This window comes from Streptomyces sp. NPDC017225 (genome assembly GCF_044331465.1).
Lineage (GTDB): Bacteria > Actinomycetota > Actinomycetes > Streptomycetales > Streptomycetaceae > Streptomyces.
In genome coordinates, this window is record NZ_JBIRNE010000008.1 from 193,467 (window position 1) to 217,276 (window position 23,810).

A 23,810-nucleotide genomic window follows, 5' to 3' on the forward strand; every position below is an offset into this window, starting at 1 on the left:
GAGGGCTTTGCAGGGTTAACGGGGAGTTACGAGCAGAAGAGAGCCCGAAAAGCGCGCTGGGTTGGCGAGAACAGGCTCTTCTCAGGGCGTGTCGACGAGCCGTGCCGCGTCCCGGGCCAGCGCGGTGAGCCGGGAGATCGCACGGAAGTACTTCTTGCGGTAGCCGCCCTTCAGCATCTCTTCGCTGAAGAGCCGGTCGAAGGGCATCCCGGAGGCCAGGACCGGCACCTCGCGGTCGTAGAGCCGGTCCGCGAGGACCACGAGGCGGAGCGCCGTCGACTGGTCCGGCACCGGGCGCACCCCGGTGAGGCACACGGCCGCGACGCCGTCGGTCAGGGCGCCGTAGCGGCTGGGGTGGACGCGGGCGAGGTGGTCGAGGAGCGCGGGGAAGTCGTCCAGGGAAGCACCCTCGGCGGCCTGCGCCGCGCGGGCCACCTGCTCGTCGGAGTACGGCGCCGGCGCCTCGGGCAGGCCGCGGTGGCGGTAGTCCTCGCCGTCGATGCGCAGGGCGCGGAAGTGGGCGGACAGACCCTGGATCTCGCGCAGGAAGTCGGCCGAGGCGAAGCGGCCCTCGCCGAGCTTGCCCGGCAGCGTGTTGGAGGTGGCGGCGAGCGCCACGCCCGCCTCGACGAGCCGGGCGAGCAGGCTGGAGACGAGGACGGTGTCGCCGGGGTCGTCGAGCTCGAACTCGTCGATGCACAGGAGGCGGTGCCCGGAGAGGGTCTGCACGGTCTGCTGGAAGCCCAGGGCGCCGACGAGGTTGGTCAGCTCCACGAAGGTGCCGAACGCCTTGCGGGAGGGTTCGGCGGGGGTGGCGTGCCACAGGGAGGCCAGCAGGTGGGTCTTGCCGACGCCGTAGCCGCCGTCGAGGTAGACGCCGCGTGGGCCGGCGGGTCGCTTCGGGGTCCTGCTCCGGCCGAGGCCGAAGAGGCCTCGCCTGCCGGTCGCGGCGGGTGCCCCGTCCAGTCCGGTCGCGAAGTCCTCCAGGACGCGTACGGCCTCGCTCTGGCTGGGCTGGTTCGGGTCCGGGATGTACGTGCTGAAGCGGACCGAGTCGAAGCGGGGCGGGGGCACCATCTCGGCGACCAGGCGGTCCGCGGGGACGTGCGGCTCGCGGGCGCACAGGGACAGCGGGGCGGACGCGGACGCGGGCGCCGGCGCCGTCCCGGCTATCAGGGGGCGGCCGGAGGGGGCGGAACCGGGGGCGGGGGAGGAGGACGACACGGGGGTCCATGGTAGGCCCTGTTCGGGGGCGGGTGTCGCTGTGCAGTGTCGCTGTGGGGGTGTGGGGGTGTGTGGGGATGCGGCTGTGCGGGGCGTGGTGGTGCGGGGTGTGCGGTGGGCCGGTGGTGTGGGGGCGCCCGGCGTCGCCGTGGAGCGGGGGTGGGTGGGGTGTGTGGCCCGGCGTCGCGGGGTGCCGCCGCGCCCACCCGTGCCCACCCGTGCCGCCCCTGGCGGCACGATCGCCCGCGGCTGGGCGGCTGGGCGGCTGGGCGGCTGGGTGGGGTAGGTGGGCTGGGTGCTGGGTGGCTCGGTGGTGGGGCGGTTCGGGGGGCGGGGGCGTGGAACACTGCACGGCATGCGACGCCTGTTCCCTGTGCCCCCTGTGACCGATCAGACAGCCGGCCCGGGCCCCGACGCCACCGATCGGGAGTGGAGCCTCGCCGAGCTCGCCGCGGCCTATGCCTACCCCGAGCCGGACGGGCGGCCGAGGACCTGGCTGCGGGCGAACATGGTCTCCACCCTCGACGGGGCCGCCCAGCACGACGGCCGGTCCCAGCCCATCTCCAGCGCGGCCGACATGCGCGTCTTCGGCACCCTGCGCTCCCTGGCGGACGTGGTGGTCGCCGGCGCCGAGACCGTACGCCAGGAGGGATACCGCCCGGCACGCTCGCGTGCGGAGTTCGCCGAGCTGCGGCGGGCGGCCGGGCAGAGTCCCGCGCCGGCGATCGCCGTGGTCAGCGCCGGCCTGGAGCTGGACTTCTCCCTGCCGCTGTTCACCTCGCCCATGGTGCCCACGCTGATCCTGACCGGTGCGGCCGCGGCCCCGGACCGGATCACGGCCGCCGAGAGGGCCGGCGCCCGGGTGGTGATCGCGGGTGACGGCGTCGGCGTGGACCCCGCCCGTGCCGTCGAGGCGCTCGCCGGACTCGGTCACACCCGGCTGCTGACCGAGGGCGGCCCGCGGCTGCTGGGACAGTTCGTCACGGCCGGAGTGCTCGACGAGCTGTGCCTGACCGTCTCGCCGCTGCTCACCGCGGGCGACGCGCAGCGGATCGCGGGCGGGCCCTCGGTCGAGGTGCCGCGGCGGTTCGCCCTGGCGTCCCTGCTGGAGGAGGAGGGCTTCCTCTTCAGCCGGTACCGGCGTGACTAGGGAATCGGTGGTGTCACCCGTTCCGCCTGGCCCGCGCCGGGCACACTGAATCAGGCAGTACCCGGGCGATCACGGGGCAGGATGGTTTCCGCAGGGTCCGGTACGGCCTACGGAGGGTGGGCCCACGGGCCCTCGAAGGAGAAGGGGCGCCTGGTGTTCACAAGCGTTTTGATGATCGAGAAGGCCCTGACGTCCGCCGACGTGGAGTTCGTCACCACCTTGCACGGGGAGGAGCCGGTCGCCTTCCACGTGCTGCTCCAGCCGCGCGGCGATCAGGCGGACAGGCTGCTGCGGGCCATCGACGACGTCGCGCTCGGCGAGCTCGACGACGCCGTCCGGGAAGGGGAGACGCCCGAGGGCCAGGAGGCGCAGAGCGTCGGGCAGCGGGCACTGGAGGTGTCCCTCGCGGCGCTGCGCGCGTCCGGGGCCGAGGCCGAGGGCCGCCTGATCGAGAACCACCCGCTCGAGGAGCTCAGATCCCTGGTCCTGGAGATCGGCGCCGACGAGGTGATCGTCCTGACCGATCCGCACTACGTGGAGGAGTTCTTCCACCGGGACTGGGCCTCGCGCGCCCGCCACAAGGTCGGCGTACCGGTCCTGAAACTGTTCTCCCACAGCAAGGCATAGGCTGGGCCTCGCACTCCGGGGCCGCGTGCCCGGGGGCGCGCCCACCAGCAGACACCGCCGGCGGACACCGTCGGCCGGACACCGTCGGACACCACCGGCGGACACCGTCAGCAGGCACCACCTGTCGTACCACCCGTCGCACCTCTGGGGAGAACAGCGCATGGCACCCGGCCTTCCTACCGCCATGGACCGACCGCACTTCATCGGCATCGGCGGCGCCGGAATGTCGGGCATCGCCAAGATCCTCGCCCAGCGCGGCGCCGAGGTGGCGGGCAGCGACGCCCGGGAGTCCGCGACCGCCGAGGCCCTGCGCGCGCTCGGCGCGACCGTGCACATCGGGCACGCGGCGGAGCACCTCGCCGACGACGCGAGCTGCGTCGTCGTGTCGTCGGCGATCCGTGAGGACAACCCGGAGCTGGCCCGCGCGGCCGAACGCGGCATCCCGGTCGTGCACCGCTCCGACGCCCTCGCCGCCCTGATGGACGGCGCACGTCCGATCGCGGTCGCCGGCACGCACGGCAAGACCACCACCACCTCCATGCTGGCCGTCTCCCTGTCCGAGCTCGGCCTGAACCCCTCGTACGCCATCGGCGGCGACCTGGACGCGCCCGGCTCCAACGCCCTGCACGGCGACGGCGAGATCTTCGTCGCCGAGGCGGACGAAAGCGACCGCAGCTTCCACAAGTACGCCCCCGAGGTCGCCATCGTCCTCAACGTCGAACTCGACCACCACGCCAACTACGCGTCGATGGACGAGATCTACGAGTCCTTCGAGACCTTCGCCGACAAGATCGTCCCCGGCGGCACCCTGGTGATCGCGGCCGACCAGGAGGGCGCCCGGGAGCTGACGCGGCGGCTGGCCGGATCGGTGCGGACGGTGACGTACGGGGAGTCCGAGGACGCCGACGTACGGATCCTGTCGGTCGTCCCACAGGGCCTGAAGAGCGAGGTCACGGTGGTGATGGACGGCGCGGAGCTGACCTTCGCGGTCTCCGTCCCCGGCCGCCACTACGCGCACAACGCGGTCGCCGCCCTCGCCGCGGGCGTGGCCCTCGGCCTCCCGGCCGCCGAGCTGGCCCCCGCGCTGGCCGCCTACACGGGCGTCAAGCGGCGCCTCCAGCTCAAGGGCGAGGCGGCCGGCGTCCAGGTCGTCGACTCCTACGCGCACCACCCCACCGAGATGACGGCGGACCTGGAGGCCATGCGCGCCGCGGTCGGCGACGCCCGCATCCTGGTCCTCTTCCAGCCGCACCTCTTCTCCCGCACCCAGGAGCTGGGCAAGGAGATGGGCCAGGCGCTGGCGCTGGCGGACGCGTCGGTCGTCCTCGACATCTACCCCGCCCGAGAGGACCCGATCCCGGGCATCACCAGCGACCTGATCATCGAGGCCGCCCGGGCCGCGGGCGCGGACGTCACGCCCGTGCACGACAAGGCCGGGGCGCCCGCGGTGGTCGCGGGAATGGCGAAGGCCGGTGATCTCGTTCTCACCATGGGCGCGGGCGACGTCACCGACCTCGGACCGCGCATCCTGGACGAGCTGTAGAGCACCGAACCTGTAAGGGGCTGAGACTCATGTCGTACGACGTCGAGAAGCCGGACGAGCAGTGGCGCGCGGAACTGGCACCGGCCGAGTACGCCGTCCTGCGCCAGGCCGCCACGGAACCCGCCTTCACCGGTGAGTACACCGACATTAAGACCGAGGGCGTCTACTCCTGCCGCGCGTGCGGCGCGGACCTGTTCACCTCCTCCACGAAGTTCGAGTCGCACTGCGGCTGGCCGTCCTTCTTCGATCCGAAGGACACCGACGCGGTCGAGCTGATCGAGGACCGGTCGCACGGCATGGTGCGTACGGAGGTGCGGTGCGCCCGGTGCGGGTCGCACCTCGGGCACGTGTTCAAGGGCGAGGGGTATCCGACCCCGACCGACCAGCGGTACTGCATCAACAGCGTCTCGCTGCGGCTGGCGCCCACGGAGGGCTGAACCCCCGGTTCAGAGCCCGGCGGCCGGGAGCGTCACGGTGAACACCGTGACGCCCGGTTCGCCGCCCAGCTCGATCGTGCCGCCGTGCGCCCGCACCAGCGAAGCGGCGACGGCGAGGCCCAGCCCGCTGCCGCCGCGGTCGCGGCTGCGGGCCTTGTCGACCCGGTAGAAGCGGTCGAAGATCCGTCCCCGGTCGGCCACCGGGATGCCCGGCCCCGTGTCGGCGACCGCCACCCGGGCCGCGTCGGCCGTCCCGAGGACGGCGACCGAGACCTTCGTGCCCGGCGGGGTGTGAACGGCCGCGTTGGTGAGCAGGTTGTCGAGCACCTGCCGGATCCGCTGCGGGTCCAGCCGCAGCTTCACCACCGCGGGACCGGTCGTCACCGTCAGCGGATGATCCGGGTGACCGGCGCGGAAGGCGTCGGCCGCCTGCCGTACCAGCTCCGTCAGATCCGCGTCCTCCCAGCGCAGCGGCGTTTCCACCTCGGCCGCGTCCAGCCGGGCGAGCAGCAGCAGGTCGTCCAGCAGCACTCCCATCCGGGCCGCCTCGGCGCGCAGCCGGGCCAGGTGCCGCTCCCTCTCCCCAGGCTCGTTGGCCGCCGCGTACTGGAACAGGTCGGCGTAGCCCCGTACGGACATCAGCGGGGTGCGCAGCTCGTGCGAGGCGTCCGCGACGAACCGGCGCAACCGCTGCTCGGCCCGGGCACGCACCGCGAGCGAGTCGTCGATGTGCTCCAGCATCGTGTTGAACGCGGTCCGCAGCTCCGCCACCTCCCGCCCGCCGTCCCGCCCGTCCACGCGCAACGGCAGCCGGGCGGCCGACTCCGTCAGGTCGTGCGAGGTGATGCCGTGCGCGGTGCTCGCCATGTCGCTCAGCGGTTTCAGCCCGCGCCGCAGCATCCGCCGCCCGAACACCACCAGTGCCAGCAGCGCCAGACCGAAGGCGACGACCTGCACCGTGATCAGCTGCTCCACGGTGTCCTCGACGTCGCCCATGGGCGCGGCGCTGACCAGCACCACCCCGGGCTCGACCTCGCAGGCCCGCAGCAGGTAGGGGCCGTGCCCGCCGATCCGCACGGTGCGGGTCAGGTCCTCGTCCGAGCGTGCCATCGTCTGCGCCAGGGCGGTCAGCGCGCGGCTGTCCGCCGGCACCTCGGCGGGCGTGCGCAGGTCCGCCGAGCCGCCGGAGACGTCGTACACGGCCGTGTACCAGCCGTAGTACGACTCGCGCCGCACCGTGCCGTGCGTCGCCGCGTCCTTGGACTGCACGACCTGCACCAGCTTCATCTGGTCGGCCAGCTGCCGCTCCAGATAGTCCCGCATGTACGCGGTCAGCACGGTCCCGACCACGGCGAACACCACCAGCGACAGCACCCCCAGGCCCAGCGCCAGCCGGGTCCCGAGCCGCAGCCCCCGGTAGGCACGCCACCACCGTCGTATCACCGCGCCGCCTGCCGGATCACGTACCCGAAGCCCCGCACCGTCTGGATCAGCGGCTCACCGCCGTCGTCCGCGTCGTCCGTGTCGTCGAGCTTGCGGCGCAGCCGGCTGACGACCAGTTCCACGACGTTGGACCGGCCGCCGAAGCCGTACTCCCACACGTGGTCGAGGATCTGCGCCTTGGTCAGCACGGCCGGCGACTTGCGCATCAGATAGCGCAGCACCTCGTACTCGGTCGGGGTCAGCGACAGCCGCCGCTCACCCCGGCACACCTCACGGGTGTCCTCGTCCATCGTCAGATCCGCCACCCGCAGCACCGGCCGATGGAAACCCGGCCCGGCGCTGCGCCGCAGCACGGTCCGCAGCCGGGCCATCAGCTCCTCCACCGCGAACGGCTTGACCAGGTAGTCGTCACCGCCCCGGGTCAGCCCCGCCACCCGGTCGGCCACTCCGTCGCGCGCGGTGAGGAACACCACCGGCACCATCGTGCCCGAGCGGCGCAGCCGGTCCAGGACACCGAAGCCGTCGACGTCCGGCAGCATCAGGTCGAGCACCACGATGTCCGGACGGAAGTCGGCGGCCAGCCGCAGTGCCTGTTCGCCGGAGTTGGCGGTGACCGCCTCCCAGCCCTCGTAGCGGGCGACCGTGGCCACGAGATCGGCGATGGGCGGGTCGTCGTCCACCACGAGAAGCCGTACTTTTTCCACCCGCTCATACTGCGCCACCGGCCGCCCACACCCCATACCGCGGTGACCGCCGTGCCGGGATCGATAAATACTTGAAAGTCGCCCGACAGGAAAACGACAGGTCGCGCGGGTGAAGCTCGGTTCCGTGACCACTGCCCCGAGCGCCCCCCACCGCCGGCCGCCCCCCGCGCCGGCCCTCCGCCCCAAGGCGGTCGCCCGCACCGGCCTGTACGCGATCCTGGCCGCCAACGCCGCCGTCGTGGCCGTCCTGTTCGTCCAGGCGGGCTTCGCCTCCAACACCCTCGTCGTCCTCGGCCGCCTCACCGGCCTGTACGGCGCCCTGCTCATGGCCTTCCAACTGGTGCTGGTGGCCCGGCTGCCCTGGTTCGACCGGCGCATCGGCATGGACCGGCTGACGTCCTGGCACCGCTGGACCGGCTTCACCGTCCTGTGGACCCTCCTCGCCCACGTCACCTTCATCACCCTCGGCTACGCCCAGCCGTCCCGCATGGACCCGCTGAACCAGCTCGTCGACCTCGCCGAGACCGTCGAGGGCGTGCTGCGCGCGACCGTCGCGCTGGCGGTCCTCATCCTGGTCGGCGCCGTCTCCGCGCGCGCCGCCCGGCGCAGGATGGCCTACGAGACCTGGCACTTCCTCCACCTGTACACCTACGTCGCGGTGGTGCTCGCCTTCACCCACCAGGTCGCCGTCGGTTCCAGCTTCACCTCCTCGCCGGCCGCGAAGACGTACTGGTACGGGCTCTGGGGCGCGGCACTCGGCGCGGTCCTGCTGGGCCGGCTCGTGCTGCCGCTGCGGCGGAACCTGCGCCACCGGCTGCGCGTCACCGCCGTCGTCCCCGAGAACGACCACGTCGTCTCCGTGTACCTGAGCGGCCGCGACCTCGACCGGCTGCCCGCGCGGGCCGGCCAGTTCTTCCTGTGGCGGTTCCTGACCCGCGACCGCTGGTGGCAGGCCAACCCCTTCTCGCTGTCCATGGCGCCCGACGGCCGGCAGCTCCGCCTCACCGTCAAGACCGCCGGCGACGGCACCGCCGCCCTGCGCCATCTCGAACCCGGCACCCGCGTCTTCGCCGAGGGCCCCTACGGCGCCTTCACCACCCTGCACCGCACCCGCCCCGACACCCTGCTGATCGCCGGCGGCGTCGGCGTCACCCCGATCCGGGCGCTGCTGGAGGAGTCGCACGGACACGCGGTGCTCGTCTACCGCGTCGCCACCGACCGCGACGCCGTCCTCTACGACGAACTGCGCGACCTCGCCCACGCCAAGGGCGCCGAACTGCACCTGGTCACCGGACCGGCCGTCCCCGACAAGCTGGGTCCGCGCGACCTCGCCGCGCTCGTCCCCGACATCGCCGAACGGGACGTCTACGTCTGCGGACCGCCCGGCATGACGAGTGCGCTGCTGCGCACCCTGCGCGAACTGGGCGTCCCCGGCGCGCAGATACACGCCGAACGCTTCAGCCTGGCCGGATGAGTCCGGCGCGAACGAGAGGAACCCCCGCACCGTGAAGCGCGCACTGCCCGTCCTGGTCCTGAGCATCGCCGGCCTGATCCCCCTCTGGCGCTACGCCCCGGCCCACGAGACGGCGGCCACCTCGGCCACCCCGTCCGCGCCCTCGTCCGTGGCGCCGTCCGCGCCGGCAGCCGGTTCCGCCGTCGTCGCGGGGCCCACCGTCGACACCGAGAAGGGCCCCGTGCAGGTGGAGGTGGTCTTCCAGGACCACAGGATCACCGCCGTACGCATGCTCCGGCAGCCCGACCATCCGCAGACCACGGCCGCCGTCCCCCGACTCGTCGAGGAGACCCTGGAGGCGCAGAGCGCCGACATCGACACCGTCTCCGGCGCCACGGTCACCAGCGACGGATACAGGGAGTCCCTCCAGGCCGCCATCGACGCCCGGGGCGCCGGTGGCGGCGGTGCCTGAGCTGCGGCGCGTCGAACACGTCATGGGCTTCCCGGTCTCGCTGCGGGTCGACGACACGGAGGTGCCCGAGGAGGCCGCGGACGCCGTCTTCGCGTGGCTGCGTGAGGTCGACGCGCGCTTCAGCCCGTTCCGGCCCGACAGCGAGGTGTCCCGGCTGGGCCGCGGTGAGGTCCGGTCCGTCAGCGCCGGGTTGAGGGAGGTGCTGGACCTGTGTGAGGAGTACCGGGTCGCGACCGGGGGCGCCTTCGACGTCCGGCTGCCGGGGCGGGGCCTGGATCCCTGCGCGGTGGTCAAGGGCTGGTCGGTGCAGCGGGCGGCCGGGCTGCTGCGGGCGGCGGGCGCGCGGCGGTTCTGCCTCAACGCCGGCGGTGACGTGGTCGCCGCCGGCGGGCCCTGGCGGGTGGGCGTACGGCACCCCGAGCACGCCGGCCGGCTGTGCACCGTACTGCGGCTTGCCGACGGGGCGGTGGCGACCTCCGCCCGCTACGAACGCGGTGACCACATCCTCGACGGGCGCACCGGGCGTCCGGCGACCGGGCTGCTCAGCCTCACCGTCGTGGCGCCGACCCTCACCGAGGCGGACACGGTCGCCACGGCGGCCTTCGCGATGGGCGCCGAGGGCGTCGCGTGGGCCGCGGCGCGCGAGGGCTGCGAGGTGTTCGCCGTGGACGCGGAACGCCGGGTGCGGCGCACGGCGGGGCTGCCGGTGGCGGCGTAGGACGGGTCGCCGGTGCGGCGCGGGCGGGGCTGCCGGTGGTGGAGCGGCGGCGGGGACGCCTTCCGGCGGCGCGGAGCCGCACACGGTCACCACGGTTGCGTGACACCGGACGTCTAGACTCTCCCGGCAACGACCGTAGCGACCTGGCCAGAACCTCCCGCCCACCCGAAGGGTATTCGGCGTTTTGATACGGATGGAATCAGTCACCAAGCGGTACCCGGACGGCACCGTGGCGGTCGACCGGCTGTCGCTGGAGATACCCGACCGCTCGATCACGGTCCTCGTCGGGCCCTCGGGCTGCGGCAAGACGACGACCCTGCGGATGATCAACAGGATGGTCGAGCCCACCGAGGGCACCATCCTCCTCGACGGCGCGGACCTCCAGCGGCAGCCGCTCACCACGCTGCGCCGGTCGATGGGGTACGTCATCCAGAACGCCGGGCTCTTCCAGCACCGGACGATCATCGACAACATCGCCACCGTGCCCCGCATGATCGGCTGGGGCAAGCAGAAGTCCCGCGAACGGGCGGCCGAGCTGATGGAGCGGGTGGGGCTCGACACCTCCCTCGGCAAGCGGTACCCCTACCAGCTCTCCGGCGGCCAGCAGCAGCGCGTCGGCGTGGCGCGGGCGCTCGCCGCCGACCCGCCCGTGCTGCTCATGGACGAGCCGTTCTCCGCCGTCGACCCCGTGGTCCGCAAGGGACTCCAGGACGAACTCCTGCGCATCCAGGAGGAGCTGGGCAAGACCATCGTCTTCGTCACGCACGACATCGACGAGGCCATCAAACTGGGCACCATGGTCGCGGTGATGCGCACCGGGGGCCGGCTCGCCCAGTTCGCGCCGCCCGCCGAGCTGCTGTCGGACCCCGCGGACGACTTCGTCGAGGACTTCCTCGGTGCCGACCGCGGTATCCGGCGGCTGTCCTTCTTCCCCTCCGCGGGCCTGGAGCTGACGACCGGTCCGGTCGTCGGCGTCGACGCCACGGCCGAGCGGCTCGCCGTGTCCGACGCCCCCTACCTGCTGGTGACCGACGCGGACGGCAGGCCGCTGGGCTGGGCCGAGCCGGGGGACCTGGCCGCCGGGGACATCGCTGTGGAGGGGCTGCTGTCGTACGGGCGGCCGTTCGTACCCGGCACCGACTCGCTGCGGGCCGCCCTCGACTGCGCCGTGCTCTCTCCCACCGGCTGGGCGGTCGCCGTGGACGCCGACGGGCGGGTGGCGGGCGTCGTCTCCCAGCAGACCATCGGCGAGGCGATCCGCACGGCCCACGGCACGGGGGGAGCCGCCGCACCGCGGGACGCCGGCTCACTGGACGCCGGCGCGCAGGACGACGACGGGCAGCCCTCGGGGCCGGCCGGCGTCACGAAGGTCGGCCCGTGAACGGCTTCTTCGACATCCCCAGCGACCTCGGCAACACCTACTTCGGCCTGATCGGGCTGCACCTGCGCGAGGCGCTGCTGCCGGTCCTGGCCGGGCTGCTGCTCGCGCTGCCCATCGCCCAGCTCTGTGTGCGCTTCCGCTGGCTGTATCCGCCCGTGCTCGGCGTGACCACCGTGTTCTACGCCGTGCCGTCGCTGGCCGTCTTCGTCGTCCTCATCGACTACACCGGCCAGACCGAACTGACCGTGATGATCCCGCTGGCCGTCTACAGCCTGGTGGTGCTCGTCCCGGCGATCGTCGACGGCGTGCGGTCGGTGCCCCAGGAGACCCTGGCCGCCTCCACCGCCATGGGCTTCGGGCCCGTACGGCGATACCTCCAGGTGCAGTTGCCGATCGCCGTGCCCGCGATCCTCGCCGGGCTCCGGGTGGCCGTGTCCTCCAGCATCTCCCTGGTCAGCGTCGGCGCCCTCATCGGCAACCAGGGCGCCCTCGGCAACCTGCTCGCGGACGCGCAGAAGTACGGCCGTCCCGAGCTGGCGGTGAACTCCGTCCTCACCACCGCCGTACTGGCGATCCTGTGCGACGCGGCCCTCGTCCTGGTCCGGAACCTGCTGACGCCCTGGATGCCGCGCGGCGGGCGGCAACGCCGCCCGAAGGAGACCGCCGTGCGACAGGCCGTCGTACGGCAGGAGCGGCCCGAACCGGAGAAGGCGGCTGCCCGGTGAACGTACTCAGCTTCGTCAACGCCTTCTTCAGCGACGGCGCCCACTGGCACGGCTACGACGGCATCCCGCAGCGCCTGCTGGAGCACGTCCAGTACACGCTGATGGCCCTCGGCCTCGCCGCCGCGATCGGCCTGCCCGTCGGGCTGCTGACCGGACACACCGGGCGCGGCGGAAACGCCGTCGCCCTCGTCGCCACCGCCGCCCGCGCCCTGCCCAGCTTCGGACTGCTGGTGCTGATCGCCGTCGTGGTCGGCATCGGCCTGCTGCCCGTGATGATCCCGCTGGTCGTGCTCGCGATCCCGCCGATCCTGGTGACCACCTACGAGGCGGTCCGCTCGGTCGACCCCTCCCCGGTGGACGCCGCGCGGGGCATGGGCATGCACGAGTCGAGCATCCTCTTCCGCGTCGAACTGCCGGTCGCCCTGCCCCTGGTCCTCAGCGGACTGCGCTCGGCCGCCATCCAGGTCGTGTCGACGGCGACCATCGCCGCGTACGTCAGTCTCGGCGGGATCGGCCGGTACATCATCGACGGGCTCTACCAGCGGAACTACGAGAAGGTGGTCGGCGGCGCCACTCTGGTGGCGCTCCTGGCGCTCGTCACGCTCGCGGTGTTCTGGGCGGCGGAACGCCTGGCGGTGTCTCCGGGGGTGCGCAGGCGATGAGACCGGCCACGACCTCGAACACAGTGGTGAAGAAAACCGTAACCAGGCCGTTCTTGACTGACCGACAAGTGGCTCGTTTGGATCGGTGGATGACTTCTACCGCCAAGAGCAGCAGGTCCAGGACGAGGCACACCGGTGCGGCGGCGGTCGCGCTCACCGCCGCCGCGGCGCTGCTCGTGGGCTGTTCCTCCTCCGACGACACCTCCGACAACCCCCTCGCCGGAGAGAAGGCGGAGGCCGGCACGGTCGTCGTCGGCTCGAACAACTTCGCCGAGAGCACCCTGCTCGCCGACATCTACGGCGAGGCGCTCAAGGCCAAGGGCCTCAAGGTCACCTACAAGCACAACATCGGCAGCCGCGAGACGACCTACGGCCTGATGAAGAACGGCTCGGTCACGGTGCTGCCGGAGTACAACGGCGCGCTGCTGGCCTACCTCGACCCCGATGCCGAGCAGAAGTCCACCGAGGCGGTCAACACGGCGGCCGAGGCCAAGCTCGACAAGAAGCTGACGCTGCTGGAGTCGTCGCCGGCCGAGAACAAGGACTCGGTCAGCGTCAACGCCGAGACGGCGAAGAAGCACGGGCTCACCGCCGAGTCGACCCTCGCCGACCTCAAGGACATCGCGCCGGACCTGGTGATCGGCGGTTCGCCCGAGTTCCAGACGCGGCAGCAGGGGCTGAAGGGCCTGGAGTCCGTGTACGGCCTGAAGTTCGAGTCCTTCAAGGCGCTCGACGCGGGCGGCCCGCTGACCCAGTCGGCACTGACCAAGAACACCGTGCAGGCGGCGGACATCTTCACCACCGACCCGACCATCATCAAGGAGAAGTTCGTCGTCCTGAAGGACCCGGAGAACCTCTTCGGGTACGCGAACGTCACACCGCTGGTCCACAAGGAGGGGCTGTCCCAGGAGGGCGTCGACACGCTCGACGCGGTCTCCGCCAAGCTGGACACGAAGACGCTCCTCGACCTGGACGCGCAGGTCCAGCTGGACAAGAAGGACCCGCTGGACGTGGCCAAGGAGTGGCTCGGGTCGGCGGGTCTGATCTGATCTGACCTGGTTCGGTCGGACCTGACCTGACCTGACCTGACCTGACCTGACCTGAGCGGTCCGGTTTCTGTTCCGCCCGCCGTACGCTCCTCACGACGCCGCGGCCCCGGCCGCGGCGTCGATCAGCTGGTCGATCAGGGCGATGAGGACGTCGCGGCTGGAGGCCCGCTCCCGCGCGTCGCACAGCAGCACCTGAACGTGCGGCGGCAGCGCCAGCGCCTCCCGGATCTCGTCGGCCGGATACGGATGCCGCCCGTGGAAGCCGTTGACGCCGACGACGAACGGGATGCCCCGCCGCTCGAAGAAGTCGACGGCGGCGAAGCTCGACTCGGGCCTGCGGACGTCGACCAGCACCACGGCTCCGAGGGCCCCGATCGACAGGTCGTTCCACATGAACCAGAACCGCTGCTGACCGGGCGTGCCGAAGAGGTACAGCACCAGTTCCCGGCCGATGGTGATGCGCCCGAAGTCCAGGGCCACGGTCGTGTCCCGCTTCTCCTCGATGCCGGCGAGGTCGTCGACGTCCAGCCCCGCCGCGGTCAGCGGTTCCTCGGTGCGCAGCGGGGCGATCTCGCTGACCGACCCGACCATGGTGGTCTTGCCGACGCCGAAACCGCCGGCGATCAGGATCTTCACGGCGTCGGGGGCGGCGGCCGGGGGTGCGGGTGCCGTGGGCGCCTCAGCGGCGCGGTCAGAGCCGGCCAAGGCCGTCCCTCACTTTCTGCAGCAGGTCCAGGTCCGGGGTGGCACGGGAGACGGGACGCGGCGGCCGGGCGGTGATCCGGCCGGCCTCCAGCAGGTCCGAGAGCAGGATGACGGTCACGCTCACCGACAGGTCGAGGCGGGCCGCGACCTCCGCCACGGCGAGCGGTTTCGCGCACAGCCGCAGGATCCGCAGGTGCTCGGGCTGCGGTCGCGCGGCCCGGGTGGGCTGCGGGTCGACCGCGGCGACCGTCGTGATGAGGGTGAAGTCGGCGCGGCTGGGCCGGGTCCGGCCACCGGTCAGGGTGAACGGCCGTACGAGCCGGCCCCCCGCGTCGCCATCGGTCACGTCACTCGCCGGGGCCGGCGGTGGCCCGCGGTGCCGCGCTCAGGTGCTCGCCGATCTTCTTCACCAGCATGTTCATCTGGTACGCGACCACACCGACGTCGGCGTTCGGGCCGGTGAGCACGACGAGGTGGGCGCCGGGGCCCGCCGAGCTGAGGATCAGGTAGCTGTTGGCCATCTCGATGAGAGCCTGCCGCACCGGGCCGCCGCGGAAGTCCATGCTGACGCCCTTGCTCAGGCTCATCAGTCCCGACGCGGTCGCCGCCAGCCGCTCGGCGTCGTCGCGCGGGAAGCCGGTGGACTTGCTGACGACCAGTCCGTCCTCGGAGAGCACCACGGCCTGGTTCACGTCGGCGACCCGCTCCACGAGTCCGGTGAGCAGCTGGTCCAGCTCGGTGTGCGTGGCGGGGGAGGGTCGGGTCATCGCGTGTCCTTCGTGGGCGGTCGGTGGTCGGCGGTCGGAGTCGAGGGGGCGGCGGAGGAGAGCGCCCGGTCGTCGGCGTCCGTCCCCGTGTCCGTGCCGTCGGCGTCGGCGTCGGCGGCCTGGGCCCGCAGCGTGCCGTGCTGGAAACCGGCGAGGGAAGAGGCGGCGCGCTCGGCCGTGAAGTCGGGGTAGTCGTCGGACGCGGTGTCCGGACCGTCCTGGCCGGCGACGACGTCCTCGTCGCGCAGTTCGGCGGCCAGGCTGGTCTGCGGCACCCGGCGGGGCAGCGGGGCAGGCCCGTTCCGCTCGGTGGCGGACGCGGAGGGGGCGGGAGCGCCGGGCCGGCTCGCGGGTACGGGCCGCACCGGCCGAACGGGGCGCTTCGCGGGAACGGGCACCCCCTCGGACGCGGAGGACGCGGAGGACGCGGAGGACGCGGAGGACGCGGAGGACGCGGAGGACGCGGAGGACGTGGAAGGCGTGGAGGCCACGGAAGACGCGGAAGACACGGGTGACGTGGAAGGCGCCGGCGGCGCGGGAGTGCCGGGCGCCCCGGGGGTCGCCGTACCGTCCGCGTCACGGGCCGCGTCGACCGGCTCGCGCACCACGATGTCGTGCGGGATCAGCACGATCGCCGTGGCCCCGCCGTACGGGGAGGGGCGCAGCGTGACGGTGATGCCGTGCCGGTGCGCGAGCCGGGCGACGACGAACATGCCGAGCCGCAGGTCGTCGGCGAGCGCGACCACGTCGAACTGCGGGGGCACCGCCAGGTGGGCGTTGAACGAGGCGTAGTCCTCCTCCGACAGGCCGAGCCCGCGGTCCTCGATCTCCACGGCCAGGCCCTTGGCCACCATCGCCGCCCGCACCCCGACCGGGTTGGGCGCGGGGGAGTAGGCGGTCGCGTTGTCGATGAGCTCGGCGAGCAGGTGGATCACGTCGGCCACCGCGGGCGGCGCGAGCGCCACCTCCTCGTCGGTGTGCACTTCCACGCGCTGGTACTCGGCGACCTCTCCGACGGCGCTGCGCAGGATGTCGACCAGTGCGACGGGTTCGCGCCAGGTGCGCCGGGGCTGCTCACCGCTGATGATGACGAGGTTCTCCTCGTACCGGCGCAGCTGGCTGGCGGTGGAGTCCAGTTCGTACAGGCCCTTGAGGATCTCCGGGTCGGTGTGCTCGCGCTCCAGCGCGTCCAGCTTGCCGAGCTGCATGTTGACGAGGTTCTGGCTCTGCCGGGCGATGCCGAGGATCACCTTCTGGAAGCCGCGCCGGGTGTCGGCGAGTTCGACGGCGGTGTGCACGGCGGTGCGCTGCGCCGCGTTGAACGCCTGGGCGACCTGGCCGAGTTCGTCCCGTCCGTAGTCCAGCGGCGGGGTGGCCGAATCCACGTCGACCTTCTCGCCCCGTTCCAGCCGGGCCACGACGTCGGGCAGTCGTTCCTCGGCCAGGCTCAGGGTGGCGAGCCGCAGTCCGCGCAGCCGCCGGGACAGCGAGCGGGTGATGCGCCAGGACATGACGACGCAGAGCACCAGGGCGAGCAGGCCGCCCGCGCTGAGGGAGGCGGCCGTGATCAGCAGCCCGCGCGCTTCGTCGGCACTGCGGTCGAGCAGTCCGTCGGTCTGCTGCCGGATCAGTGCCTCGTACTGGTCGGAGACCGTGTCCAGCGCGGCGGTCCAGCGCTGCCGTGCGTCCGGCAGAACGATCATGCCGTCCCCGTCCCCGCCCCCGTCCGCCGCGCGGGCCGCGAGCACCTGGTCCTCGACGGCCTCCAGGGTCTGCCACTCGGTACTGGCGAGGACCCGCTCGGTCTGCGCCTTCGCGCTGCCGGTCAGGGAGGGGACGATCTGGTCCTGGACGAGCCAGCGCCGGGTGTGGGCCAGCTGGGCGAACTGCGACCACTGCTCCTCGTCCATCCGCCCGGCGGGCCAGGCCAGGGTGAGCCGGGCGTTCTCCTGGGAGATCAGCTCCGCCGCGTGCTCGAGGGCGACCAGCGGCCCGGCCTGAGAGGTGAGGTCGCCGTCGTCGACCTGGGAGAGTTCCTGGAAGGCGTGGATCTGCTCGTCGATGATCGATGTGTACTGGTCGAGCGCCTGCTCGGGAGTGATGTCGCTGGGGGCGTCCACCTGGTTGCGGTAGTACTCCAGACTGCCCACCGAGCCGAGCACCGAGTACAGCCGGTCCGAGACCCGGGCGGGCGCGCGCTCGATCGCGTCGGACTCGCCGACGAGCTGGGCGACCGCCCGGTCCGTCCTCTCGCGCTGGGCGTCCAGTTCCGCGCGGTCACCGCCGGGTCCGGCCAGCCAGGCGGCCGACAGGCTGCGCTCCTTCTGCAGCGCGAGCGCGGCCTCGGTGCCCATGGCCCCGGTGTCGCGGCTCAGTTCCGTCTGCGAGCGCAGCCGCAGGCCCTCCGAGAACATCTGGATCGTCGTCACCCCCCACACGGCGGCGAGGGTGACGCCGGGGACCAGGGCCAGGAGGATCAGGGAGAGACGTATGGAGCCGAGGCGGCGCCGGGCACCTGTCCGTGCAGACATCGTCGTCCTAGGCGATCAGTGGGGAAGGGTGGCGGTTGTGCGCGGGCGCGGCCACAGGCGCCGGCAGGGGCAGGGCAGGGGCAGGTGCGGGTGCACGGGCCGCCCGCGGCCGCGGTGCCCGGTCAACGGGTGCCGCCCGCGGCGAACTCGGCGACCGCGTCGGCGTTCGTCCGGGTCACGAACGCGGGACCGGTCAGTACGGGTGCCACCCCGCCACCGCTGACGTTGCCGTTGGTGCGGTACAGCCAGAGCGCGTCCACCGCGAGATAGCCCTGCAGGTACGGCTGCTGGTCCACCGCGAACTGCACGTCCCCGCGCTTGACCGCGGCCACGAGGTCCTTGTCGAGGTCGAAGGTGGCGACGTGGGCTCTGCTGCCCGCCTCGTCGACCGACTCGACCGCGGTGAGGGCGAACGCCGCGCCGTTCATGACGACTTCGTCGATGCTGGAGTCCTGCCGCAGCCGTGCGGTGACGGCCGCGTCCACCGCCTTCATGTCGGTGCCCTCGACGTAGAGCATCTCGGTCTCGCCCTTGAAGGTCTTCTTCACCCCGGCGCAGCGGGCCTCCAGAGCGACGTTGCCCCGCTCGTGGATGACGCACAGGGCGTGCCGGGCCTTCAGGGAGGTCAGCTTGTCGCCGACGGCCCGGCCCGCGACACTCTCGTCCTGCCCGAAGTACCCGAGGAGCCCGGCGGACCGCCAGGCGTCGATGCCGGAGTTGAGCCCGACCACGGGGATGCCGGCCGCCTTGGCCTCGGTGATCGGCCCCTTCATCGCCTGCGGTTTGGCCAGGGTCACGGCGATGCCGTCGGGCTTGTCGCGGATCGCGTCCCGCACCAGGCCGGCCTGGTCGGCGGCGTCGGCGTCACCGGCGTACGTCAGCTCGATACCGTCCTTGGCGGCAGCCGCCTCGGCGCCCTTGCGCACCCGGTCCCAGAAGGCGTCGCCCTCACCGCCGTGGGTGACCATGACGATCTTCATCCGCCCGGCGCCGGACCCGCCGGCGGCGTCCGCGGCCGAGCCGTCCTCCTCACCGCCCAGGGCGGAGCAGCCGGCCGCCAGCAGGCAGACGGCCACGGCGAGAACCGCGGCGCGCGGAGGTCCGGGGGAGCGGGTGGGCGGGGGAGATGTGCTCATGGGGGTGGGGGCACCTCGCTGTGCGGCCGAGCAGGAGGAACGGGACGAGGTGGACCGGAGCCGCGGGTCGGTGCGCCAGCCGGGTGTACTTCGCCTGGCCGGAGCAAACAGTGTGTGACGGCTGGTAGTCAAGTGACCAGCGACCAGGTGTGAGTTGTCGGTGCCGCATCGTGATGAACGGGACGGGTGGAACACGTGGCCGGCGAGGGGGGCGAGGGAGAGGGCAGGGGAGGCGGGTGCGGTAGAGAGGGCGGCGACGGGGGAACGAAGGTGCGCATGAAGACCCGGCGTCCGGCTCCGGGCGCGCGCCGGGGCGCGGACGCCGGGTGCCCCGGTGCCGGAGGCGTCGACGGCCGGGTGACAGGTTCGTCGGCTCGGCTTCGGGCGGGTACGCCGGCCCGTCGTTCCAGCGGCGGCGGAGCCGTCCGCGCGGCCCGGGCCGCCTTCCCGCGACGTCGGCGGTCGCGGCGCGACTCCGGACGCGGGACTCCGCCTCGCCGACGGGTACTTCACCACCACCTGCGCCCCGTGACCGACGGGGCGGAACGGTGTGCGTCAACTGACCGAGACTGACCGAGACTGACCGAGAATGACCGGAACCAACCGACCGACCGGGTTAGGTCCGTGCCTCGTACGGCAGGGCCGGATCGCGGTCCACGGGGCCGTAAGCACGCGGATCTGACGGTGAGTTATCGTGTACAGGGGGTTAAGACAGGCGGCACGGCCTGTTGAGTTCCAGCCCAGGAGAGTTCAGCCGATGGCGAGGCAGATACGCGCCGAGCAGACCCGCGCGACGATCCTCGGGGCCGCCGCCGACCTGTTCGACCGTCACGGCTACGAGTCGACGAGCCTGAGCGAGATCGTGGCCCACGCCGGAGTCACCAAGGGCGCCCTGTACTTCCACTTCGCGGCGAAGGAGGACCTCGCCAACGCCATCATGGAGATCCAGTCCAGGACCTCGCGCCGGCTGGCGACGGATCTGGACGGCCGGGGCTACACCTCCCTGGAGGCGCTGATGCGCCTCACGTTCGGCATGGCCCGGCTGTGCGAGGAAGGGCCGGTGCTGCGGGCCGGGCTGCGGCTCGCCACCGGGGGAGTGCCGGTACGGCCGCCGCTGCCGCACCCCTTCACCGAGTGGCGGGAGATAGCCTCCTCCCGTCTCCTGGACGCCGTCAGGCAGTCCGACGTGCACCCGGACATCGACATCGACTCCGTCGCCCACACCCTCGTCTGCTCCATCGTCGGCACCCGCGTCGTGGGCGGCACCCTCGAACCGGCCGCGCGACAGCCCCGCCGCCTGGCCGGCATGTGGTACATCCTGATCCGCGGCATGGTGCCGGTGACCCGACGCGCCCGCTACCTCACCCTCGTGGCCCGCCTGGAACGGGACACGAGCGCGGCCTGATCCGAGGCGGGCGACCCTCGCCGGCACATGGCCGGCCTCCCTTCCCGCCCCGGACCGCGCGGTACGGTGAGGCGCATGCCCGACACCCCGTCCGAGCCCGCCCCCGTCATCCTCGGCAACGAGCCCGGAGCCTTCCCCCACGGAGTGCTGGCCGAGCGGCATCCCGCCATCGTCCGGCAGGTGCGGGAGGCGTTCCCCTACGATCCTGAACGGCGACGCGCCCTCGACGCGCTCCTCGCGAGCTGTGCCGACGGCGTGGTCGAGCCACTGCCCGCCGACGCCGACCCCCGCGACCGGCGCCGCTGGGCGGACTGGGGGATGGACGCGTACGCCGGCCGTTCCTGGTTCGACGTGCCCTGGCTGTGGGCGGAGAGCCACTTCTACCGTCGGCTCCTCGACGCCGTCGGCTACTTCGGCCCCGGCAGCTGGGAGGGCCTCGACCCCTTCCGGCCCGCCAAGCTCGCCGAGCTCGACGCGCCGGAGACGGACGAGGAACTCGCCGCGCTCGACGGCCTCGCCGACCTGCCCTCGGACGAGCGCACCCGGGCCCTGCTGCACGGCTCGCTCTGGGGCAACCGCGCGGACCTCGGCTTCCGCCTCTCCGACAGCGGCACCGCCACCACCGGCACCGGCACCGGCACCAAGGACAGGGTGCGGGCCCTGGTCGCCGACGACAGCGACGCGCTCTGGTCACTGCTCCCGCCCGCCGGGACGAGCGCCTCCGCCCCGGTCACCGCGGGCCCGGTCACCGCGGGCCCGGTCACCTTGTGCCTCGTCGCCGACAACGCCGGCCGCGAACTCGTCCCCGACCTGCTCCTCGTCTCGCACCTCCTCGGCCAGGGCCGCGTCGACCGGGCGGTCCTGCACGTCAAGCCGTATCCGTACTACGTCTCCGACGCCACGCCCGCCGACGTGCTCGACGCGCTGCGCCGGCTCGTCGCGGCGGGCGGCGCGGCCGCCGCGTACGGCGACCGGCTGTGGAACGCGCTGACCGACGGCCGCGTCACCGTACGCGCCCACCCCTTCTCGTGCGCCCCCCTGCCGTACGCGGACATGCCCGACGACCTGCGTGCGGAGTTCGCCGCGGCCACGGTCACCGTCCTCAAGGGCGACCTGAACTACCGCCGCCTGGTGGGCGACCGCTGGTGGCCGCCGACCACCTCCTTCACCGACGCCACCGCCTACTTCCCCGGTCCCGTCGCCGCGCTGCGCACCCTGAAGTCGGACGTGATCACCGGTCTGACCGCGGACACGGAGGCCGCGCTGGTGGCGAGCGGGGAACAGCGCTGGCGGACGAGCGGGACGCACGCCCTGATCCAGGTCAGGCGCTGAGCCCGCGCCACGTGGCGGCGCACCCCGCCCGCGCCCCGGCACCCCGGAGGCCCGGCCGACGAAAGTTCCGCTTTCCGCCCTGATTCACGCGATGGTGTGATCATGTCCCGGCCCGTGGATGTGCCCGAAGGGCCGTGGGTAGTGCCCGGCCATGACGCGACAGCCCTTCGAACTCCCGCACTTCTACCTGCCGCACCCCGCGCGGCTCAACCCGCATCTCGACGAGGCCCGCGCCCACTCGACGACATGGGCGCGCGAGATGGGCATGCTGGAGGGCTCAGGGGTCTGGGAGCAGTCCGACCTCGACGCGCACGACTACGGCCTGCTCTGCGCCTACACCCACCCCGACTGCGACGGGCCGGCGCTCTCCCTCGTCACCGACTGGTACGTGTGGGTCTTCTTCTTCGACGACCACTTCCTGGAGAAGTTCAAGCGCAGTCAGGACCGCGTCGGCGGCAAGGCGCACCTCGACCGGCTCCCCCTGTTCATGCCGCTCGACCCCACCGCCGACATGCCCGCACCGGAGAACCCGGTCGAGGCCGGTCTCGCCGACCTCTGGAGGCGTACGGTTCCCGCGATGTCGGCCGACTGGCGCGCCCGCTTCGCCGTCGCCACCGAGCACCTGCTCAACGAGTCCCTGTGGGAGCTGTCCAACATCAACGAGGGGCGCGTCGCCAACCCCGTCGAGTACATCGAGATGCGGCGCAAGGTCGGCGGCGCACCCTGGTCGGCCGGACTCGTGGAGTACGCGACCGCCGAGGTGCCCGCGGCCGTCTCCGGCTCCAGGCCGCTGAGGGTGCTGATGGAGACGTTCTCCGACGCCGTGCACCTGCGCAACGACCTCTTCTCCTACCAGCGGGAGGTCGAGGACGAGGGCGAGCTGAGCAACGGCGTGCTGGTCCTGGAGACCTTCTTCGACTGCACCACCCAGGAGGCCGCCGAGCTGGTCAACGACGTCCTCACCTCCCGGCTGCACCAGTTCGAGCACACGGCGTTCACCGAGGTGCCGGCGGTGGCCCTGGAGAGCGGCCTGACCCCGGCCGAGGTCGCCGCCGTCGGGGCGTACGCGAAGGGCCTCCAGGACTGGCAGTCCGGCGGCCACGAATGGCACATGCGCTCCAGCCGCTACATGAACAAGGGCGCCCGGCCCACGGCCCCCTGGCAGGCGTTGACCGGGCCCGGCACCTCCGCCGCCGACGTCGGGGGGCTGCTCGCCGCGGCCGTCGCCGAGCGGGCGCGGCCCTACACGTACACGCCCTTCCAGAAGGTCGGCCCCTCGGTCATCCCCGACATCCGCATGCCGTTCCCGCTGGAGCTGAGCCCCGCCCTGGACGGTGCCCGGCGGCACCTGTTCGAGTGGTCGCACCGGATCGGGTTCCTCAGCGAAGGGGTGTGGGACGAGGACAAGCTCGCGAGCTGCGACCTGCCCCTGTGCGCCGCCGGCCTCGACCCGGACGCCACCCAGGACCAGCTGAACCTGGCCTCCGGCTGGCTGGCCTTCGGCACCTACGGCGACGACTACTACCCGCTCGTCTACGGCCACCGCCGAGACCTGGCCGCAGCCAGGCTGACCACGGCCCGGCTGTCGGCCTGCATGCCGCTGGACACCGAGCCGGTCCCGCCGCCCGCCAACGCCATGGAGCGCTCCCTGATCGACCTGTGGGCACGCACCACCGCGGGCATGACGCCCGAGCAGCGGCTCCCGTTGAAGACGGCCGTCGACAAGATGACCGAGGCCTGGGTGTGGGAGCTGGCCAACCAGATCCAGAACCGCGTCCCCGACCCGGTGGACTACCTGGAGATGCGGCGCGCCACCTTCGGCTCCGACCTCACCCTGGGCCTGTGCCGCGCCGGCCACGGCCCCGCCGTGCCGCCCGAGGTCTACCGCAGCGGTCCCGTCCGGTCCCTGGAGAACGCGGCGATCGACTACGCGTGCCTCCTCAACGACGTCTTCTCGTACCAGAAGGAGATCGAGTACGAGGGCGAGATCCACAACGCGGTCCTGGTCGTGCAGAACTTCTTCGGCGTCGACTATCCGACCGCGCTCCCCGTCGTCCAGGACCTGATGAACCAGCGCATGCGCCAGTTCGAGCACGTCGTCGAGCACGAACTCCCGGTCGTCTACGACGATTTCCAGCTCTCGGACGAGGCACGCGCCATCATGCGGGGCTACGTGACCGATCTCCAGAACTGGATGGCCGGCATCCTCAACTGGCACCGAGAGGTCCCTCGGTACAAGGCCGGGTACCTCGCCGGGCGCACCCACGGCTTCCTCCCGGACCGCATCCCGGCCGTGCCCGTCCCGAGGCGCACCGCCCTGCCCGCGCTCGGCTGACCCCCGGTCAG

22 protein-coding genes are annotated in these 23,810 nt (G+C 72.6%); 14 read left to right on the forward strand and 8 right to left on the reverse strand.

Translation table 11 applies throughout. The features are described from left to right. Window positions 1-81: 81 nt before the first annotated feature. The gene (gene zapE, locus ACH4NX_RS19595) at window positions 82-1,224 is read right to left on the reverse strand and encodes a cell division protein ZapE (protein WP_398129275.1); all 1,143 of its coding nucleotides are present in this window, start codon (window positions 1,222-1,224) and stop codon (window positions 82-84) included. A gap of 355 nt (window positions 1,225-1,579) precedes the next feature. Between zapE and ACH4NX_RS19600 the strand changes: the two genes are divergently transcribed. The 4 genes from ACH4NX_RS19600 (at window position 1,580) to msrB (ending at window position 4,981) form a co-directional block, all read left to right on the forward strand. Further along, entirely contained in the window at window positions 1,580-2,374 is a 795-nt protein-coding gene (locus ACH4NX_RS19600; protein ID WP_351391596.1) for a pyrimidine reductase family protein, read from the forward strand. 153 nt (window positions 2,375-2,527) lie between these two features. Continuing rightward, on the forward strand, window positions 2,528-3,001 hold the full coding sequence (locus ACH4NX_RS19605; protein ID WP_351391599.1) for an indole-3-glycerol phosphate synthase: 474 nt from the start codon (window positions 2,528-2,530) through the stop codon (window positions 2,999-3,001). 160 nt (window positions 3,002-3,161) lie between these two features. Next, window positions 3,162-4,544, forward strand: a complete 1,383-nt coding sequence (gene murC, locus ACH4NX_RS19610; protein WP_398129274.1) for a UDP-N-acetylmuramate--L-alanine ligase — start codon at window positions 3,162-3,164, stop codon at window positions 4,542-4,544. 29 nt (window positions 4,545-4,573) lie between these two features. Then, window positions 4,574-4,981: a peptide-methionine (R)-S-oxide reductase MsrB gene (gene msrB / locus ACH4NX_RS19615; protein ID WP_398129273.1), complete on the forward strand. Its 408-nt coding sequence runs from the start codon at window positions 4,574-4,576 to the stop codon at window positions 4,979-4,981. A 9-nt stretch (window positions 4,982-4,990) separates the two neighbouring features. Here the strand turns inward: msrB and ACH4NX_RS19620 are convergent, their stop codons facing one another. Both ACH4NX_RS19620 and ACH4NX_RS19625 read right to left on the reverse strand, forming a co-directional pair. Further along, window positions 4,991-6,424, reverse strand: a complete 1,434-nt coding sequence (locus tag ACH4NX_RS19620) for a sensor histidine kinase (RefSeq protein ID WP_398129272.1) — start codon at window positions 6,422-6,424, stop codon at window positions 4,991-4,993. Beyond that, the gene (locus tag ACH4NX_RS19625) at window positions 6,421-7,146 is read right to left on the reverse strand and encodes a response regulator transcription factor (protein WP_398129271.1); all 726 of its coding nucleotides are present in this window, start codon (window positions 7,144-7,146) and stop codon (window positions 6,421-6,423) included. Before ACH4NX_RS19625 ends, ACH4NX_RS19620 begins: the two co-directional genes overlap by 4 nt. A 106-nt stretch (window positions 7,147-7,252) precedes the next feature. On the opposite strand from ACH4NX_RS19625, the gene ACH4NX_RS19630 reads away from it, so the two are divergent. The 7 genes from ACH4NX_RS19630 (at window position 7,253) to ACH4NX_RS19660 (ending at window position 13,588) form a co-directional block, all read left to right on the forward strand. After that, window positions 7,253-8,602, forward strand: a complete 1,350-nt coding sequence (locus tag ACH4NX_RS19630) for a ferredoxin reductase family protein (RefSeq protein ID WP_351391611.1) — start codon at window positions 7,253-7,255, stop codon at window positions 8,600-8,602. 31 nt (window positions 8,603-8,633) lie between these two features. Further along, complete coding sequence (locus ACH4NX_RS19635; protein WP_398129270.1) at window positions 8,634-9,053, forward strand: FMN-binding protein; 420 nt, start codon at window positions 8,634-8,636, stop codon at window positions 9,051-9,053. 1 nt (window position 9,054) lies between these two features. Further along, window positions 9,055-9,771, forward strand: a complete 717-nt coding sequence (locus ACH4NX_RS19640) for an FAD:protein FMN transferase (protein ID WP_398129289.1) — start codon at window positions 9,055-9,057, stop codon at window positions 9,769-9,771. Between the two features lie 184 nt (window positions 9,772-9,955). Continuing rightward, a complete protein-coding gene (locus tag ACH4NX_RS19645) occupies window positions 9,956-11,152 on the forward strand; it encodes an ABC transporter ATP-binding protein (RefSeq protein WP_398129269.1) in 1,197 nt (398 codons plus the stop codon). Then, on the forward strand, window positions 11,149-11,877 hold the full coding sequence (locus ACH4NX_RS19650) for an ABC transporter permease subunit (RefSeq protein ID WP_351391619.1): 729 nt from the start codon (window positions 11,149-11,151) through the stop codon (window positions 11,875-11,877). The genes ACH4NX_RS19645 and ACH4NX_RS19650 overlap by 4 nt, the downstream gene beginning before the upstream one ends. Beyond that, window positions 11,874-12,539, forward strand: coding sequence for an ABC transporter permease (locus tag ACH4NX_RS19655; RefSeq protein WP_398129268.1), 666 nt, complete (start codon window positions 11,874-11,876; stop codon window positions 12,537-12,539). The genes ACH4NX_RS19650 and ACH4NX_RS19655 overlap by 4 nt, the downstream gene beginning before the upstream one ends. 89 nt (window positions 12,540-12,628) lie before the next feature. After that, window positions 12,629-13,588, forward strand: coding sequence for an ABC transporter substrate-binding protein (locus tag ACH4NX_RS19660; RefSeq protein WP_351391624.1), 960 nt, complete (start codon window positions 12,629-12,631; stop codon window positions 13,586-13,588). 90 nt (window positions 13,589-13,678) lie between these two features. Here ACH4NX_RS19660 and ACH4NX_RS19665 read toward each other — a convergent pair whose 3' ends face one another. The 5 genes from ACH4NX_RS19665 to ACH4NX_RS19685 all read right to left on the reverse strand — a co-directional run bounded on the left by ACH4NX_RS19665 (window position 13,679) and on the right by ACH4NX_RS19685 (window position 18,727). Beyond that, window positions 13,679-14,293 (reverse strand): ATP/GTP-binding protein, encoded by a 615-nt coding sequence (locus tag ACH4NX_RS19665; protein ID WP_351391627.1) that lies wholly within the window; start codon window positions 14,291-14,293, stop codon window positions 13,679-13,681. Next, the gene (locus ACH4NX_RS19670; protein WP_351391629.1) at window positions 14,280-14,639 is read right to left on the reverse strand and encodes a DUF742 domain-containing protein; all 360 of its coding nucleotides are present in this window, start codon (window positions 14,637-14,639) and stop codon (window positions 14,280-14,282) included. Before ACH4NX_RS19670 ends, ACH4NX_RS19665 begins: the two co-directional genes overlap by 14 nt. Before the next feature lies 1 nt (window position 14,640). After that, a complete protein-coding gene (locus ACH4NX_RS19675) occupies window positions 14,641-15,060 on the reverse strand; it encodes a roadblock/LC7 domain-containing protein (RefSeq protein ID WP_351391632.1) in 420 nt (139 codons plus the stop codon). Then, window positions 15,057-17,591 (reverse strand): nitrate- and nitrite sensing domain-containing protein, encoded by a 2,535-nt coding sequence (locus ACH4NX_RS19680; RefSeq protein WP_398129267.1) that lies wholly within the window; start codon window positions 17,589-17,591, stop codon window positions 15,057-15,059. The genes ACH4NX_RS19675 and ACH4NX_RS19680 overlap by 4 nt, the downstream gene beginning before the upstream one ends. Window positions 17,592-17,713: 122 nt before the next feature. Continuing rightward, window positions 17,714-18,727, reverse strand: coding sequence for a substrate-binding domain-containing protein (locus ACH4NX_RS19685; RefSeq protein ID WP_351391639.1), 1,014 nt, complete (start codon window positions 18,725-18,727; stop codon window positions 17,714-17,716). Between the two features lie 757 nt (window positions 18,728-19,484). On the opposite strand from ACH4NX_RS19685, the gene ACH4NX_RS19690 reads away from it, so the two are divergent. The 3 genes from ACH4NX_RS19690 (at window position 19,485) to cyc2 (ending at window position 23,799) form a co-directional block, all read left to right on the forward strand. Then, the gene (locus ACH4NX_RS19690; RefSeq protein WP_351391642.1) at window positions 19,485-20,132 is read left to right on the forward strand and encodes a ScbR family autoregulator-binding transcription factor; all 648 of its coding nucleotides are present in this window, start codon (window positions 19,485-19,487) and stop codon (window positions 20,130-20,132) included. A 75-nt stretch (window positions 20,133-20,207) separates the two neighbouring features. Next, the gene (locus ACH4NX_RS19695) at window positions 20,208-21,464 is read left to right on the forward strand and encodes a damage-control phosphatase ARMT1 family protein (protein WP_398129266.1); all 1,257 of its coding nucleotides are present in this window, start codon (window positions 20,208-20,210) and stop codon (window positions 21,462-21,464) included. Window positions 21,465-21,615: 151 nt separating this feature from the next. Then, window positions 21,616-23,799, forward strand: coding sequence for a germacradienol/geosmin synthase Cyc2 (cyc2, locus tag ACH4NX_RS19700; RefSeq protein WP_398129265.1), 2,184 nt, complete (start codon window positions 21,616-21,618; stop codon window positions 23,797-23,799). The last annotated feature ends 11 nt before the right edge of the window (window positions 23,800-23,810 follow it).